The following is a 14,917-nucleotide window of genomic DNA, read 5'->3' as shown; positions in this document are numbered from 1 at the left end:
CGAACGGTCGGTAAATAGAGCGGTCCCTGGGCTGTCCCGCAGGTGCCGGCTCCCTGGCGTAAAGGATGTTCTGATGGTCGAGGCTTTTCTTGTTGGCGGTGTCCGCACTCCCGTGGGCCGGTACGGCGGTGCGCTGTCGGTGGTCCGGCCTGATGATCTGGCTGCACTGGTGATCCGCGAGGCCGTGTCCCGTGCAGGCCTTGACCCGGACGGCGTAGAGGAAGTCATCCTGGGCAACGCCAACGGTGCGGGTGAGGAAAACCGCAACGTTGCCCGGATGGCAGTCCTGCTGGCAGGACTTCCCCTCCACATCCCCGGCATCACCGTCAACCGGCTGTGCGCGTCGGGGCTAAGCGCCATCATCCAGGCCAGCCAGATGATCAAGTCCGGAGCTGCGGACGTGGTGATCGCCGGCGGCGTGGAGTCCATGAGCCGCGCGCCGTGGGCCCAGGAAAAGCCCGCCACAGCGTTCGCTAAACCGGGCCAGATCTTCGATACCTCCATCGGCTGGCGGTTCGTCAACCCCCTCTTCCAGCAGGGCGGGCTGGCGAGGGACGGCAAAATGACGTACTCCATGCCGGAGACCGCGGAGGAAGTGGCCCGCGTGGACGGCATTACCCGCGAGGACGCCGATGCCTTCGCGGTCCGCTCCCACGAGCGTTCCCTCGCCGCCATTGCCGCGGGCCGGTTCAGGGACGAGATCGTCCCGGTGACCGTCAAGTCCCGCAAGGCCGACACGGTGGTGGACACCGATGAAGGCCCGCGCGCAGGCACCACCTTGGAGGTCCTCGCAGGGCTGCGCCCCGTGGTTCCGGGCGGTTCCGTGGTCACGGCCGGGAACTCGTCCACGCTGAACGACGGTGCTTCGGCTATCATCGTCGCGTCCGAGGCCGCCATCGCACGGCTGGGCCTGACGCCACGGGCCCGGATCATCGACGGCGCCTCCGCCGGCTGCGAACCCGAAATCATGGGCATCGGCCCGGTCCCGGCGACGCAGAAAGTGCTCAAGCGGAGCGGCCTCAGCGTTGGTGACCTGGGCGCCGTCGAGCTCAACGAAGCGTTCGCCACGCAGTCCCTCGCGAGCATGCACCGGCTCGGGCTGGACCCGGACACCGTGAATAACGACGGCGGCGCCATCAGCCTGGGGCATCCGCTCGGTTCCAGCGGATCACGCATAGCGATCACCCTGCTGGGCCGGATGGAACGCGAGGACGCAAGAATCGGCCTGGCAACGATGTGCGTCGGCGTGGGCCAGGGCACCGCGATGCTGTTGGAGCGTGTCTGATGCCCGCCCCGGAAGACGCGAACGGACACTCAAGCCCCTCCCCGGAAAGCGCGAGAGGACATTTGAGCACCCTTGACTTCCGCACGCTCCTGGTCGAGGAGCGGGATGACCGGGTGGTGGTCCTGCTCAACCGCCCGGAGGTCAGGAACGCCATCGACCAGCAGATGGTGGACGAACTGCACGTGGTCTGCGCTGCGCTGGAGCAAAATCCGAAAGTCCTGATCATCTCAGGGGTCGACGGCGTCTTCGCCTCGGGTGCGGACATCGCCCAGCTGCGCGAGCGGCGCCGCGACGATGCCCTGCAGGGCATTAACTCCACCATCTTCGTGCGGATCGCCAAGCTGCCCATGCCGGTGATTGCCGCACTGGACGGCTACTGCCTGGGCGGCGGCGCCGAGCTCGCCTATGCCGCCGACTTCCGGATCGGAACGCCCAGTGTCCGGATCGGCAACCCCGAAACAGGGCTGGGGATCCTGGCCGCGGCCGGGGCCAGCTGGCGCTTAAAGGAGCTAGTGGGGGAGCCGCTGGCCAAGCAGATCCTGTTGGCGGGACTGGTGCTCCGGGCCGAGGAGGCCCTGGCCGCCAGCCTCATCACCGAAATCCACGAGGCGCCGGGCCTGATGGATGCCGCGCACAACCTGGCGGACCGGATCGGCCGCCAGGACCCGCTGGCCGTGCGGATCACCAAGTCGGTGTTCCACGCCCCCGCGGAGGCTCACCCGCTGATTGACCAGCTGGCACAGGGGATCCTTTTTGAATCCCAGGCCAAATTTGACCGCATGCAGGCTTTTCTCGACAAGAAATCAGAGACGAAATAACCATGACGAACCCGGACCTTCCCTCCACAGTCGGCGTCCTCGGCGGTGGCCGCATGGGCGCGGGGATCGCCCACGCGTTCCTGATCAACGGGGCCAACGTCCTGGTGGTGGAGCGCGACGAAGCGTCCGCCGAAGCCGCCCGCGAACGCGTGGAATCCGCGGCCGCCAAGAGCATCGAGCGCGGAGCCGCTGACGGCAACCTGGATGAGATGGTGTCGCGGCTCGCTGTCACGGTGGATTATGACGACTTCAAGGACCGCCAGCTGGTGGTCGAAGCCGTTCCCGAAGAGTGGGACCTGAAGGTCACCGCGCTCCGCGGCATCGAGGAGCGCCTGACCAATGACGCTTACCTGGCCTCTAACACCTCGTCCCTGTCCGTCAACGGCCTGGCCCGCGAACTCAAGCGCCCACAGAACTTCCTCGGCCTGCACTTCTTCAACCCCGTCCCTGCCTCCACCCTCATCGAAGTGGTGCTCGGCGACCAGACGTCCCCGGACCTGGTTGGGGCCGCGAAAAGGTGGGTCGAGGCACTCGGCAAGACCGCCGTCGTCGTCAATGACGCACCGGGCTTTGCCTCCTCACGGCTGGGCGTGGCCATTGCACTGGAGGCGATGCGCATGGTGGAGGAGGGGGTGGCGTCCGCGGCGGACATCGACGCCGCCATGGTGCTGGGGTACAAGCACCCCACGGGCCCGCTGAGAACCACGGACATTGTGGGGCTGGACGTGCGGCTGGGCATCGCCGAATACCTGCATTCAACGCTGGGGGAGCGGTTCGCCCCGCCGCAGATCCTTAAGGACAAAGTGGCCCGCGGCGAGCTGGGCCGGAAGACCGGCAAGGGATTCTTCGACTGGGCTGAGTAGGATTTCCCAGTGACCCTCTTTGAACCCCTCACCCTGACCGGCCGGCACGTGATTCTCGAGCCGCTGAAGCGAGATCACCATGATGGCCTGGTGGCGGCCGCGCAGGATGGCGAGATGTGGAAGCTCTGGTACACGTCCGTGCCTGCGCCGGACGGGATGGCCGCGGAGATCGACCGCAGGCTGGCCCTGCAGGAGCAGGGGTCCATGCTGCCGTTCACCACACGGCTGATCGATCCGGCCACCGGCGGCCCGGGCCGGATCATCGGGATGACTACTTACAGCAACATCGACGCCGGCACGCCTCGTGTGGAGATCGGTTACACGTGGAACGCCGCGTCAGTCCACGGCACCGGCACCAACCCCGACTCCAAGCTGCTGCTGTTGCGGCACGCGTTCGAAACCCTGGGCTGCGTGGCCGTGGAGTTTTGTACGCACTGGCTGAACCACCAGTCCAGGGAAGCAATCGCCAGGCTGGGTGCTAAGCAGGACGGCGTGCTGCGCAGCCACCGACGGACCAGCGACGGTGTCCTGCGCGACACCGTGGTGTTTTCAATCCTGGAGCACGAGTGGCCCATGGTCCGGAACGGGCTGGAGCACAGACTCGCCAAGCACGCGTAACGGGTGCTGCTCTTCTGCCCCACTACCTGCCCCGCGCGTGCAGGCAGTGGCGGCTTTGTGGTTAGCTGTCCGGGTGGAGACGACAGGCGAAGCCGTGGGCTGGGACGGAGCCGTGAATGCCTGGCATGTTGCCGGCCGCGTTTACCGGATGGGACGCCGCGAATGGCTCACCGAGGCAGGTTGGCGGCAGGCGCACGCCGACGGCGTCCGCACAGTGATTGATCTCCGTAACTCCCGTGAAGCGCAGCGCCGGGACACCGACCCCGCCGTGCCCGAAGAGGCCTGGTCCGGCGTCAGGATCGTCTCGGCCCCTACTGAAGAGCCCGACGATCCGCGGTTGACCGCCGTCTGCGGGCCCTACCTCAACGACCCGGCCCACTATCTGCACAATGTCGTGCTCTATCCGGCGAAGTTCGTGGATGTGTTCCGCGCCGTCGGTTCAGCCGAGGCCGGCGCCGTCGTCGTTCACTGCGCGGCGGGCCGGGACCGCAGCGGCATGGTGGCGGCCATGCTGCAGGACCTTGCCGGCGATTCCGACCAGCTCATCGCCGACGGTTACGCCAAAGCCGTGCGCGGAATCAACGAACGCTTCCGGACGCACGGCCCGCCCCACGCTCGCGAACGCTACCTCGACGACGCTGAACTGACACCCCTGTTGGAGCGGCGCTGCCGGGCCGTGGTGGAGTTTGTCCGGGAGCTGGACACGCGCACTTTCCTACTCCGCAACGGCCTGTCCGAGGCCGAACTAGAAGCGGTCTTGAGCCTGCTCGGCAGCCGGGTGGCGCCATGAATACCATGAAGTATGTGGCGGCGTCGCTCGCGGTGGCGGGAGTGGTGATGCTTGTGGCCGGGCCGTTCTGGGCCGTCCTCGCTTCAGATATCGGGAGTACGGAAGTGAACTTCGGGCTCGGCGACGGGACCGTCAACGGCGAGTGGCTCCCGGGCCAGGTCTTCCTGATGGTGGGCGGGGCAGCTTTGTGCCTGGCCGCAGTGGTTGCCGCGTACATGGCACGGCGGAGCGACACAGATGAATAGAACGAAAGCGACGGCACACAGTTTGAAACGCGTATTTGCAGCAGCAGTGGCTGCCGGAGCGGTGGCACTTTCCGTGGGGCTCGGGGCCCTGCCGGCCTGGGCGGCTGAACAGCCGGCTGTTGAGCCGCCGCCGATAGCGTCGCCGGCCGCTTCGTCGCCGGCCATCGCGTCGCCGGACGCTGCGGAAAGCCCGACGGCGGGAGGTTCCGGAGTCAGTGACGTGCAGCCGAGCGAGGCGCAGCGCAGTGACGCGCAGCCCGGCGACGCTGGCCTTCGCGACGCTGCCCTGCGCGATCTTGGCCTCACCCCCGACGAGTTCGCCGCTGCCGGCCAGCTGGGCAAGCAGGCCGCGGACGTTGCGGCGGCCCTGCAGGACGTCCCCGGCTACCTCGGAACCCGGCTCCACGACGGCAGCATTCTGGTTGCCGGCACTGGGGCCGAACTGGAGGCGGAGGTGGCCCGGCTCAGCGTGACTACCCCGGCCGTGGCCCTTGACCCTCCACCCGCCGCGCCGCCGTCGAACGCTCCCTCTCAGGTGACCGGGACCGAACTGGCCCGGAGCACCCAGGAGTTGTTCCAGGCGTACCTCCGCGACGTGGGCGCGGCCGGGTTGCAGGCCGTGGCGTACACCGGCAGCAGGTTCGTTGTCCGCACGGGCGGAATCAACGGGTCCGAGGCCACGGTGCCTGATTCGGCCAACGCCGGAATTGCCGGCCCGGGCTCCGTCGCTACGAGTCTCACCGGCCCCAAGACGGACGGCAGGATCTCGCCCGCCGAGTTTGTGGCCCGCTACGCCAACGTGGAGCTCGACGCCGGGGCGCCGCTCGCCCCGCAGGCTGACGTTCCCGGAGGTTTGGGTTACGCAGCTGACAACGGCTACGTCTGCTCCACAGGTTTCTCGGCCTTTGACCCCGCGGGGCTGCCCGCAGTCCTCACCGCCGGCCACTGCACTTTTGACGGCGCTCAAAAGACGGCCACGCTTCAGTTCCAGGGAACGTCGGCTGGGCTGCTCGGAAAGTTCGGTTTCAGCCAGTTCGGCGGACCCGGAAACTCCACCGTCCTTCGCCTTGGCAACGATGACCCCGGCAACGTCGGCACGGACATCGCCGTTATTGAGGAACTCCGCGCAGACCTCGACCCCCTGCCAGCTGCCAGTACGTGGGGCGATCCGTCCGAGCCGGGTCCGGACGTCAAGATCATCGGAGCGGCCGCGCCGGTGGTGGGCATGTACGTCTGCCGGTCCGGCTGGAGGTCCGCGTGGTCCTGCGGAACCATCGGCGAGGTGGGGGTCTATGTGGCACGCGGGCTCAACTATGCGACGGATCCAACGGACCTGCGGGCCTTCAATGGTTTCCTGTCCTTCGATGTCCAGTCCAGCGGCGGCGACTCGGGCGGGCCCTGGGTCAGCGGCAACTACGCGGTGGGCACGCACTCGGCCGGCGACACCCCGGATGAGAATGGCAACGTCGTGCAGAACTTCGCCGTGGCCGCCACGCTGCAGGACTCATTAGCCGTGTTGCCCGGCTACCAGCTGGAACTCTTCCTCAACAGGCCGACCGTAATGTCCCCCGCGCCAGGGGCAACGTTCGATGCCGGACAGACCGTTACCGGCGTGGTGGCCGCGGCTCCGGCGTCGGCTGTCGCGGCCGGTTCGAAGGTCAGGATCACCGTGAGTGGCCAGGCGCCCCTTGAGGTTCCCGTGGATGCCGCTGGGGCTTGGTCCTTTGCTGCCCCTGCGGTGGCCGGTCCGCTGCGTTTCACGGCTGAAACGGTCAATGGCTTCAGCACATCCGGTGCCACGGCCTTCGACTTCGCCCCGGTCAGTCAGCCCGCCCAGCAGGCCCCGCAATCCCTGCCCCCTGCTGCCGTACCAGCCGCGAACGGTGCGGCGCCCCCGGCAGGTGACAGCGCCGCCGTCGTACGTCCGCTGGGTGACAGCCGGGCGGCAAACCTGGCCAACACCGGCGCATCCGGGCTGATTCTGTTCGCCGGCCTCGCGGCTGGTGCGCTCGCCGTCGGCGGTGTGTTGCTGGTGATGGCGAAGCGGCGGAAGCGGCAGCGCCCCACCCCAACTGAGTAGCGCTATCTGTCGTTATGGGCACTCAAAACGACAAATAGCGCGACCTACCTGGGGTGGGCGGGTTACTTTTTCGGCTTCATCAGCAGGTTGGTGATGCGCAGCGTGCAGAGGCGCTGGCCGGCGTCGTTGGTGATCAGGACCTCGTGGGTAGTCAGGGTGCCGCCGAGGTGGATCGGCGTAGCGGTGATGGTGATCTGGCCCTCGCGCGCGGAGCGGTGATGCGTCGCGGAGACGTCCACTCCCACGGCAGTTTTTCCCAACGTGCTGGCGTGGATCACGGCCGCCCAGGAGCCCACAGCCTCGCCCACCGCCAGGGACGCGCCGCCGTGCAGCAACCCGAACGACTGCCTGTTGCCCTCCACAGGCATCGTCGCCACCACGCGCTCGACCGATTCCTCGAGGATTTTCACGCCCATCTTCTTGTCGAGCTCGCCGAGGACGATCTTCCACGGGGTGGCGCCATGGGCAGTGGCGTCCGGCGCAGCGGCGTCCGGGGATAGGGCGGTCATGGGTCTCCTTTGGCGAGGCGGAACTTCCAGTGTGCAGTACAGCACAGTCATGTACTGTAGACATATTACCGAACGGACGGTCAGTAAAGCCTTGGCCGCGTTTGTCCCCGTGTTGGAAGGACCCGTCAACGATGACCACCACTGCCGAAGCCACAGTCGACACCGTCCAGACCGTTCCCAGTTTCATTCAGGATTCCTGGTGGACTCCCGACGACGGTTCGGCAGCTTCCGCTGTCCCCGTGCGGGATGCGAGCACCGGGGAAATATTGGCCAAGGTGAGCACCGACGGCCTGGACCTTGCCGCCGTCGTGGATTACGGCCGCACCACCGGACAGGCGGAACTGGGCAAGCTGACCTTCCATCAGCGCGCGCTGAAGCTCAAGGAGTTGGCACAGTACCTGAACGCCCGGCGCGAGCACTTCTACACGTTTTCGGCCCAGACCGGTGCAACCAAGATCGACTCCATGATCGACATCGACGGTGGCATCGGCGTCCTCTTCACGTTCGGCTCCAAGGGCCGGCGGGAGCTGCCCAACTCGCAGGTAGTGGTGGACGGCCCCATGGAGGTGCTGTCCAAGGACGGTTCGTTCGTGGCCGAGCACATCTACACGCGCATCCCCGGCGTCGCGGTGCAGATCAACGCGTTCAACTTCCCGGTCTGGGGCATGCTGGAGAAACTCGCGCCCGCCTTCATCGCCGGGGTCCCCACCATCGTCAAGCCGGCCACCCCCACCGGATACGTGGCCGCGGCCGTGGTGAAGGCGATCATCGAATCCAACATCCTGCCGAAGGGCTCGCTGCAGCTCATTTCCGGCTCCGTCCGCGGCCTCCTGGACGTACTGGACTACCGCGACCTGGTGGCTTTCACCGGCTCCGCGTCCACCGCGCTGTCCCTGAAATCGCATCCCAATGTAGTGCAGGGCGGCGTCCGGTTCACATCAGAAACGGACTCCCTCAACGCCGCCATCCTTGGGCCCGACGCGGTGGAGGGCACTCCGGAATTCGACGCCTTCATCAAATCCGTGGTCACCGAAATGACGGTCAAGGCGGGCCAGAAGTGCACGTCCATCCGCCGCGCCATCGTCCCGCAGGAGCTGAGACAGGCGGTGATCGCCGCGATCGGCAATCGCGTGGACGAGCGTGTGGTGCTGGGGGATCCCCGCGCAGACGGTGTCACCATGGGCGCTTTGGCGTCGCTCGAGCAGCTCGCTGACGTTCGTGCCGCGGTGCAGTCAATGCTCGACGCCGGCGGTGAGCTTGCGTACGGAACGCTCGATTCGCCGTCGGTCACCTCTGCCGGCGGCGCCACGGGCGTAGTGGATGCTGGCGCCTTTATGTCGCCGGTGGTGCTGAGCTGGGCTGACGCGGAGGCTGACGCCATCCACTCGCTGGAGGCGTTCGGCCCGGTGGCCTCCGTGATCGGATACAAGGACCTGCCCGACGCCGTCCGCCTCGCCGCCCGGGGTGGCGGATCGCTCGTGGCATCAGTGTGCACCAACGATCCTGCCGTAGCCCGCGAACTCGTCACCGGGATTGCCGCCCACCACGGCCGGGTCCTGATGCTCAACCGCGAGGACGCCCGCAGCTCCACCGGCCACGGCTCGCCTGTTCCGCACCTGGTCCACGGCGGCCCCGGGCGCGCCGGCGGCGGCGAGGAACTGGGCGGCATCCGCTCGGTCATGCACCACATGCAGCGTACCGCCATCCAGGGCTCGCCCAACATGCTCACCGCCGTCACCGGGATGTGGCACACCGGGGCGGACCGGAACTTCACGCTGGAGTCCGAGGGGACGCACCCGTTCCGGAAGTCCCTGGCTTCGTTGCGGATCGGCGACGCCGTCCGGTCCGACCTGCGCGAAGTCTCGTTGGCGGACATCTCGGCGTTCGCCAACACCACCGGCGATACCTTCTATGCCCACACCAACCAGGAAGCGGCGGAAGCCAACCCCTTCTTCCCGGGGATCGTGGCGCACGGGTATCTGCTGCTGAGCTGGGCCGCTGGGCTGTTTGTGGAGCCGGCGCCGGGTCCCGTCCTGGCCAACTACGGCCTGGAGAACCTCCGATTCATCACGCCCGTGGCTGCCGGGGATTCCATCCGGGTCACGCTGACGGCCAAGAAGATCACCCCGCGCGAGACGGACGAATACGGCGAGGTGGCCTGGGACGCGCTCCTGACCAACCAGAACGACGACATTGTGGCCACCTACGACGTCCTCACCCTCGTCGAAAAGTAACCCCCGGACGCTCTCTCACTTCCTGCACGTTTTTCCCCAACGCTCTCGCACCTGGTGCGAGAGCGTTGGAGTTTTTCCCGCAGGATGTGAGAGAGCGTTTGGATCTTTCCGGGGTGCCGCGGGGTAAAATTTCCACCGTAGGAGGTGGCCAAATGAACCTAGCCCTGAACACAGCCACAACCATCCTGCCCGTCGATGATGCAGCGCGCGCCCGCAGTTTCTACACCGAAAAACTGGGCCTCCCGCACCGCGGAATGACAGACGATGGAAGCGAATTACTCGGTAGCGACGGCGGCCCGATGCTGCAGTTGTTGCCGGTCTCGGACGGGAAACACTCCGAGCACACAGCCCTCAGTTTCGAGGTGCGTGACATTGAGCGGATCGTGCAGGACATGGAGGCCAAAGGCGTCCGGTTCCAGGATTATGACCTGCCCAACCTGAAGACCGAGAACCACATCTGCACCACGGACTCCGAGAAGGTCGCCTGGTTCATGGACACGGAGCACAACATCCTCTGCGTTCACGAGACGTTGGGCATGCAAGCCGAATACCAGCTCTGACGCATCGGCAGGCCGCAGCATTCCCCTAGTGCTGCGCGTGGAGCCCGTCGAACGCGATGGTGATGACGTCGTCGGCCAGTTTTTCAGGCGTGAGGGAGCCGCCCGGTTTGTACCATTCCACGATTGAATTGATGGTGCCGAACAGCAGGCGCGTGACGGTGCGTGGATCGATGTCCTGGCGCAGCGAGCCTTCGTCGCGGGCCGCGGAAATGAGGGCGGCCACCTCGTGATCAAACGCGCGACGCCGTTCCAGGGCGTCGCGCTCAATGTCAGTGTTGCCCCGCAACCGCAGGAGCAGCGTCACAAACGGCAGCCGCTCCACCAGTACCGCCACCGTCTGCCGCAGCACAAACTCCAGCCGTGCATCCGCCGCGCCGCTTTGCGCCCCGGGCTGTTCGAGGATTGATTCCAGGCCACCCAGCGCATGGTCGAGCGCGAGCTTCAGGAGGTCGCCCTTGGACGGCACGTGGTGGTAGATGGCCGATTTCGAGATGCCCAGGTTCTCGGCGAGGATGCCCATGGACGTGGCGTCATAGCCGTGCCGGTTGAAGACGTCGACGGCGATGAGCAGCACCGACTGCTGGTCGTAACCGGGACGGCCGCGCTTGCTGGGGACTGCTGTAGTGGGCATACCGGCTATTTTCCCATGAACGTTCGGTAATCCCTGCAGCGGCGCATGGGGCGGGGCCACAACTGTCCGTTCGCTAGTCCTTGGGCCGGAGGTCGTAGATCCGGCGCAGCTTGCCGTTTGACCGCTCCAGCGAGCCCGGCTCCACCACGTCAACGGCGCACGAAGAACCCACGTGGATCTTGATCTGCTCCTGCAAGGTGCGCGCCGCCGTCGTACTCTGCTCCGTTGTCACGGCGTCCCGGCGCTCGATCTTGACCGTCAGCTGGTCCATCCGCTGGCCCTCGGGGCGCGTGAGTTCGAGCTGGAAGTGCGGGCTGAGTTCGGGGATGCGCAGCGCGATTTCCTCGATCTGGGACGGGAACAGGTTCACGCCGCGCAGGATGATCATGTCGTCGCTGCGGCCCGTGATGCGGCCCATCCGGCGGTGCGCCGGGCGGGCGGTGCCGGGCATGAGGCGCGTGAGGTCCTTGGTGCGGTAGCGGATGATCGGCAGGGCTTCTTTGGTGAGCGACGTGAACACCAGCTCGCCGTGTTCGCCGTCGCCCAGGACGTTTTCCTTGCCGACTACGGGATTGAACGCGTCGATGATTTCGGGGCGGAAATGATCCTCCCAGATGTGGCTGCCGTCCTGGGTTTCCACGGCCTCGCCGGCGACGCCCGGGCCCATCACTTCGGACAGGCCGTAGATGTCGCAGGCCTTGATGTTCATGGTGACTTCGAGTTCGTGCCGCATCTCCTGCGTCCACGGCTCCGCGCCCAGGACGGCGTACTTGAGGGAGGTCGACGTCGGGTCGATGCCCATGTGGGCCATGGCGTCGGCGATGGTGAGCAGGTAGGTCGGTGTGCAGAGGATGGCGTCCGGCTGGAAATCCTGGATGAGCTGGATCTGGCGTTCAGTCTGCCCGCCGGACATCGGGATGACCGTGCAGCCGAGTGCTTCGGCGCCGGCGTGCGCCCCCAGGCCGCCGGTGAACAGACCGTAACCGTAGGCGTTGTGGACCTTCATGCCGGGCCGGATGCCTGACGCGCGGAGGCAGCGCGCCACGAGTTTGGCCCAGTCGGCCAGATCCTGTTTGGTGTACCCGACGACGGTGGGCCGGCCCGTGGTTCCCGAACTCGCGTGCACGCGGGCTACTTCGCTCTGCGGCACGGCGAACATGCCGAACGGGTACTCGGCGCGCAGGTCTTCCTTGGTGGTGAACGGGAAGTTGCCGAGGTCGCTGAGTTCGCGGAGGTCCGTGGGGTGGATGCCGGCGTCGTCGAACTTGCGCTTGTACAGCGGCACACGGCTGTAGGCGTAGGCCACTGTGTGCTGCAGGCGGGCGAGCTGGAGGGTCTCGAGTTCGTCGCGGGAGATGGTTTCCTCGCGGTCCAGGATGGGATCGGAGGCTGCGTTCGTTGCCTGCGGCGCGGGGGTTTCGGGGGCATGGAGGGTCATGGTTTCCTACTTCTTGGGGATGGTGCGGCTGCGTCCGCGGAACTCGGCGATGAGTTCCCCGGGCAGGTGCGCGTCGGCGTCGGCCGCGAAAATCTGGATGTCGTAGAGCCCGCTGCGCCCTGAGCTGGACCGGCGGTCCGCGACGGCGGTGATCACCTGGCCGCGGTAGGCGGGTTTGAGGAAGTTGATGTCGACGCCGGCGGCAACCGTGATGCTCTCGGTCTCTTCCGGCGTCGGATTCACTGGATTGCAGGCCAAGGCGAAGGCGGAGTCGGCGAAGGCGAAGATCATTCCGCCGTGGGCCATGCCGAAGCCGTTGAGCATTTCCTGCCGGAGGGTCATGCGGATAGTGGCGTGCCCGTCGCTGACGGCGAGGACTTTGATGCCCATCCATTCGGAGGCGTAGTCGTTTTCCAGGATGGGGTGGGTAGCCCCGGAGAGTGCTGCTTCAGCCATGCGTCATTGCCTCCAGCTTTATTTACCGAATGTTCATTAGGTAATCCCAGATGCGGGGCCGGTGTCAAGGGCGCGGCGGTCTCGGGTGCCCCTGGCCGCCGTTGTCCCTTCATCGGTTACTCCGCAAGGGCCCTTTTGGGCGCTGAAACGGCGAGGGACCCGGTGGGGAGCAATCGATAGAGAGGGGGAGTGCCCTGTGCCCCATCAGGGAAGTGCAAGGATGGTGAGACCGGCACCACGCACAGCAAAGGGCGGACCATGGCCAAAGGCATCTACGTCAGCGCGACCACCCCGGGATCGGGCAAATCGCTCGTGGCCCTGGGCCTCGCGGACACGCTCCACCGGCATGCGGACCGGATCGGGTTCTTCAAACCGGTGGTCCACGGCCCGGACGCCGCCAACGACCCCATGGTGGCGCTGATGAAATCACGCTTCGCGCTCGACGACGACCGTTGCCGTGGGGGCCTGACGTCCGCCGAAGTGCGTGCTCTCCTGGCAGACGGAAAACGCGCCGACATCGATGCCCGCTGCGTGGAGATCTTCGCCGAGATCACCAAACATTGCGACGTGGTGATCGTGGAGGGGACGGACCTGACCGGCCAGGACGCCGCCGTCGAGTTTGACCTCAACGCCCGGCTGGCCAACAACCTGGCCGCCCCGGTGGTTGCCGTGGTGGGCGCAAAGGGGCTCAGCGTCGCGGAGGCAGCGGCCGCCGTCGAGGTTGCCCGCAGGGAGCTGGTGGCGGAAAAGTGCACGCTGCTGGCCATCATGGTCAACCGCGCGGACCCGGATTTGGTGGAGGAAATCGCGTCCGCCGTGAAGCCAGGCGCATCCAACCGGCCCGTGTACGTCCTGCCGGAGCTGGAGGAGATCGCCCGGCCCACCACCGGCGAGGTTGCTGCGGCCCTCGGTGTACGCCAGATCGCCGGCCTTGCGGACATGGAACGCGACGTCCGGGACATCAAGGTGGCGGCCATGAACGTGGGTAACTTCCTGAACGTGCTGGACGAGGGCGCCCTGGTGATCGTTCCCGGCGACCGCGCGGACGTGATGGTGGCCTGCCTGGCGTCATCGTTCTCGCCGGAGTTCCCCGTGCCGTCGGCGCTGATCCTGACCGGTGGCCTGGCCCCGGACGCCAACATCTACCCGCTCCTGGCGCAGGCCCCCTTCCCCGTGTTTGCCGCCAGCGACGACACCTACACCACCGCCAAACGCGTCTCCGAGGTCCGCAGCGAGATCTGGTCCGGGCACCGCCGCAAGGTGGCTTCCGCTCTGGGCCTGTGGTCCAAGCGGGTGGATGAGGCTGAGCTCGTGGAGCGCCTCCACTTGCCGCGCCTCGAACGGATGACCCCGCTGCGGTTCCTGCACGACCTCATCGAACGGGCCAGGGGGCAGCGCCGGCATGTTGTGCTGCCGGAGGGAACGGATGTCCGGATCCTGCAGGCCGCCGAAATCCTGCACCGCCGGGACGTCTGCGATCTCACCCTGCTGGGGCCGGATTCGCAGGTACGGGAGCTGGCGGCGGCCAACGGCATCGACCTCGCCGGGATCAACATCGTGGACCCGGCCACCTCTGAGCTGCGGCAGCCGTTCGCAGAGAAGTACGCGGAGCTGCGGGCACATAAGGGCGTGGACCTGCCCAAGGCGCTGGAAATCATGCAGGACGGCAGCTACTTCGGCACCATGATGGTCCAGCTGGGCGTGGTGGACGGCATGGTGTCCGGCGCGGCGCACACCACGGCGCACACCATCCGCCCGGCGCTGGAGTTCGTCAAAACGCGCGACGGCGTGAAGATCGTGTCCTCCGTATTCCTGATGCTCATGCCCGACCGGGTGCTGGTCTACGGCGACTGCGCCGTGAACCCCGATCCCAATGTGGAGCAGCTGGCGGACATCGCCCTCGCCTCGGCCGAGACCGCGGTGCAGTTCGGGGTGGAGCCGCGTGTGGCCATGCTGTCCTACTCCACCGGCGGCTCGGGTTCCGGCGAGGCGGTGGACGAAGTCCGGCAGGCCACCGAACTGGTGCGTGAACGCCGCCCGGATCTCGCCGTCGAAGGCCCTATCCAGTACGACGCCGCCGTGGACGCGTCCATCGGGGCCTCCAAAATGCCCGGCTCATCCGTGGCCGGGCAGGCGACCGTGTTCATCTTCCCGGACCTGAACACCGGCAACAACACGTACAAGGCGGTGCAGCAGAGCTCCGGGGCGGTCGCCGTCGGGCCCGTCCTGCAGGGCCTGCGCAAGCCGGTCAACGACCTCTCTCGCGGCTGCACCGTGGAGGACATCGTGAACACGGTGGCCATCACGGCCATCCAGGCGCAGGTGCCGTCCCCGGCGTCCGTTTAACGTCCGACGGCGGCACCCGGGTTGGGTGCCGCCGTCGCCGATAC

The 14,917-nt window shown here is 66.8% G+C and carries 14 protein-coding genes; 10 read left to right on the top strand and 4 right to left on the bottom strand.

Going from position 1 to position 14,917, the window contains the following annotated elements; all coding sequences use genetic code 11:
* Window positions 1–73 precede the first annotated feature (73 nt).
* The 7 genes from ACZYZ4_RS15460 to ACZYZ4_RS15430 all read left to right on the top strand — a co-directional run bounded on the left by ACZYZ4_RS15460 (window position 74) and on the right by ACZYZ4_RS15430 (window position 6,699).
* Complete coding sequence (locus tag ACZYZ4_RS15460; RefSeq protein WP_463862289.1) at window positions 74–1,285, top strand: thiolase family protein; 1,212 nt, start codon at window positions 74–76, stop codon at window positions 1,283–1,285.
* Window positions 1,285–2,103: an enoyl-CoA hydratase/isomerase family protein gene (locus ACZYZ4_RS15455; protein WP_463862287.1), complete on the top strand. Its 819-nt coding sequence runs from the start codon at window positions 1,285–1,287 to the stop codon at window positions 2,101–2,103. The genes ACZYZ4_RS15460 and ACZYZ4_RS15455 overlap by 1 nt, the downstream gene beginning before the upstream one ends.
* 2 nt (window positions 2,104–2,105) lie before the next feature.
* A complete protein-coding gene (locus ACZYZ4_RS15450; RefSeq protein ID WP_463862286.1) occupies window positions 2,106–2,966 on the top strand; it encodes a 3-hydroxyacyl-CoA dehydrogenase family protein in 861 nt (286 codons plus the stop codon).
* A 9-nt stretch (window positions 2,967–2,975) separates the two neighbouring features.
* A complete protein-coding gene (locus tag ACZYZ4_RS15445; protein ID WP_463862284.1) occupies window positions 2,976–3,584 on the top strand; it encodes a GNAT family N-acetyltransferase in 609 nt (202 codons plus the stop codon).
* Between the two features lie 73 nt (window positions 3,585–3,657).
* Entirely contained in the window at window positions 3,658–4,374 is a 717-nt protein-coding gene (locus tag ACZYZ4_RS15440; RefSeq protein WP_463862282.1) for a tyrosine-protein phosphatase, read from the top strand.
* A complete protein-coding gene (locus ACZYZ4_RS15435) occupies window positions 4,371–4,619 on the top strand; it encodes a hypothetical protein (RefSeq protein WP_463862280.1) in 249 nt (82 codons plus the stop codon). The genes ACZYZ4_RS15440 and ACZYZ4_RS15435 overlap by 4 nt, the downstream gene beginning before the upstream one ends.
* Window positions 4,620–4,641: 22 nt before the next feature.
* Window positions 4,642–6,699 carry a S1 family peptidase gene (locus ACZYZ4_RS15430; protein WP_463862278.1) on the top strand — a complete coding sequence of 686 codons (2,058 nt, stop codon included), beginning with the start codon at window positions 4,642–4,644 and terminating at the stop codon, window positions 6,697–6,699.
* A gap of 62 nt (window positions 6,700–6,761) precedes the next feature.
* On the opposite strand, the gene ACZYZ4_RS15425 is transcribed toward ACZYZ4_RS15430, so the two are convergent.
* Complete coding sequence (locus tag ACZYZ4_RS15425; protein ID WP_463862276.1) at window positions 6,762–7,208, bottom strand: PaaI family thioesterase; 447 nt, start codon at window positions 7,206–7,208, stop codon at window positions 6,762–6,764.
* Between the two features lie 131 nt (window positions 7,209–7,339).
* On the opposite strand from ACZYZ4_RS15425, the gene paaZ reads away from it, so the two are divergent.
* A complete protein-coding gene (gene paaZ / locus ACZYZ4_RS15420) occupies window positions 7,340–9,442 on the top strand; it encodes a phenylacetic acid degradation bifunctional protein PaaZ (RefSeq protein ID WP_463862274.1) in 2,103 nt (700 codons plus the stop codon).
* Window positions 9,443–9,594: 152 nt separating this feature from the next.
* Window positions 9,595–10,002, top strand: coding sequence for a VOC family protein (locus ACZYZ4_RS15415; protein WP_463862272.1), 408 nt, complete (start codon window positions 9,595–9,597; stop codon window positions 10,000–10,002).
* Between the two features lie 25 nt (window positions 10,003–10,027).
* Here ACZYZ4_RS15415 and ACZYZ4_RS15410 read toward each other — a convergent pair whose 3' ends face one another.
* The 3 genes from ACZYZ4_RS15410 to ACZYZ4_RS15400 all read right to left on the bottom strand — a co-directional run bounded on the left by ACZYZ4_RS15410 (window position 10,028) and on the right by ACZYZ4_RS15400 (window position 12,527).
* The gene (locus ACZYZ4_RS15410; RefSeq protein ID WP_056346431.1) at window positions 10,028–10,633 is read right to left on the bottom strand and encodes a TetR/AcrR family transcriptional regulator; all 606 of its coding nucleotides are present in this window, start codon (window positions 10,631–10,633) and stop codon (window positions 10,028–10,030) included.
* 73 nt (window positions 10,634–10,706) lie between these two features.
* On the bottom strand, window positions 10,707–12,071 hold the full coding sequence (gene paaK, locus ACZYZ4_RS15405; RefSeq protein ID WP_463862270.1) for a phenylacetate--CoA ligase PaaK: 1,365 nt from the start codon (window positions 12,069–12,071) through the stop codon (window positions 10,707–10,709).
* Between the two features lie 6 nt (window positions 12,072–12,077).
* Window positions 12,078–12,527 (bottom strand): hotdog fold thioesterase, encoded by a 450-nt coding sequence (locus ACZYZ4_RS15400; protein WP_463862268.1) that lies wholly within the window; start codon window positions 12,525–12,527, stop codon window positions 12,078–12,080.
* A gap of 258 nt (window positions 12,528–12,785) precedes the next feature.
* Here ACZYZ4_RS15400 and pta point away from each other — a divergent pair, with 258 nt between their 5' ends.
* Window positions 12,786–14,873 carry a phosphate acetyltransferase gene (gene pta, locus ACZYZ4_RS15395; protein WP_463862266.1) on the top strand — a complete coding sequence of 696 codons (2,088 nt, stop codon included), beginning with the start codon at window positions 12,786–12,788 and terminating at the stop codon, window positions 14,871–14,873.
* Window positions 14,874–14,917: the final 44 nt, after the last annotated feature.

This window comes from Pseudarthrobacter adonitolis, from assembly GCF_055412845.1.
This window is presented reverse-complemented; position numbering and strand designations above follow the sequence as displayed.

Excerpts from the sequence above, each read along its gene's own strand:
- ACZYZ4_RS15460 (WP_463862289.1), top strand. The coding sequence starts at position 74 with ATGGTCGAGGCTTTTCTTGTTGGCGGTGTCCGCACTCCCGTGGGCCGG.
- ACZYZ4_RS15455 (WP_463862287.1), top strand. The coding sequence starts at position 1,285 with ATGCCCGCCCCGGAAGACGCGAACGGACACTCAAGCCCCTCCCCGGAA.
- ACZYZ4_RS15450 (WP_463862286.1), top strand. The coding sequence starts at position 2,106 with ATGACGAACCCGGACCTTCCCTCCACAGTCGGCGTCCTCGGCGGTGGC.
- ACZYZ4_RS15435 (WP_463862280.1), top strand. The coding sequence starts at position 4,371 with ATGAATACCATGAAGTATGTGGCGGCGTCGCTCGCGGTGGCGGGAGTG.
- ACZYZ4_RS15425 (WP_463862276.1), bottom strand. The coding sequence starts at position 7,208 with ATGACCGCCCTATCCCCGGACGCCGCTGCGCCGGACGCCACTGCCCAT.
- paaZ (WP_463862274.1), top strand. The coding sequence starts at position 7,340 with ATGACCACCACTGCCGAAGCCACAGTCGACACCGTCCAGACCGTTCCC.
- ACZYZ4_RS15415 (WP_463862272.1), top strand. The coding sequence starts at position 9,595 with ATGAACCTAGCCCTGAACACAGCCACAACCATCCTGCCCGTCGATGAT.
- ACZYZ4_RS15410 (WP_056346431.1), bottom strand. The coding sequence starts at position 10,633 with ATGCCCACTACAGCAGTCCCCAGCAAGCGCGGCCGTCCCGGTTACGAC.
- paaK (WP_463862270.1), bottom strand. The coding sequence starts at position 12,071 with ATGACCCTCCATGCCCCCGAAACCCCCGCGCCGCAGGCAACGAACGCA.
- ACZYZ4_RS15400 (WP_463862268.1), bottom strand. The coding sequence starts at position 12,527 with ATGGCTGAAGCAGCACTCTCCGGGGCTACCCACCCCATCCTGGAAAAC.
- pta (WP_463862266.1), top strand. The coding sequence starts at position 12,786 with ATGGCCAAAGGCATCTACGTCAGCGCGACCACCCCGGGATCGGGCAAA.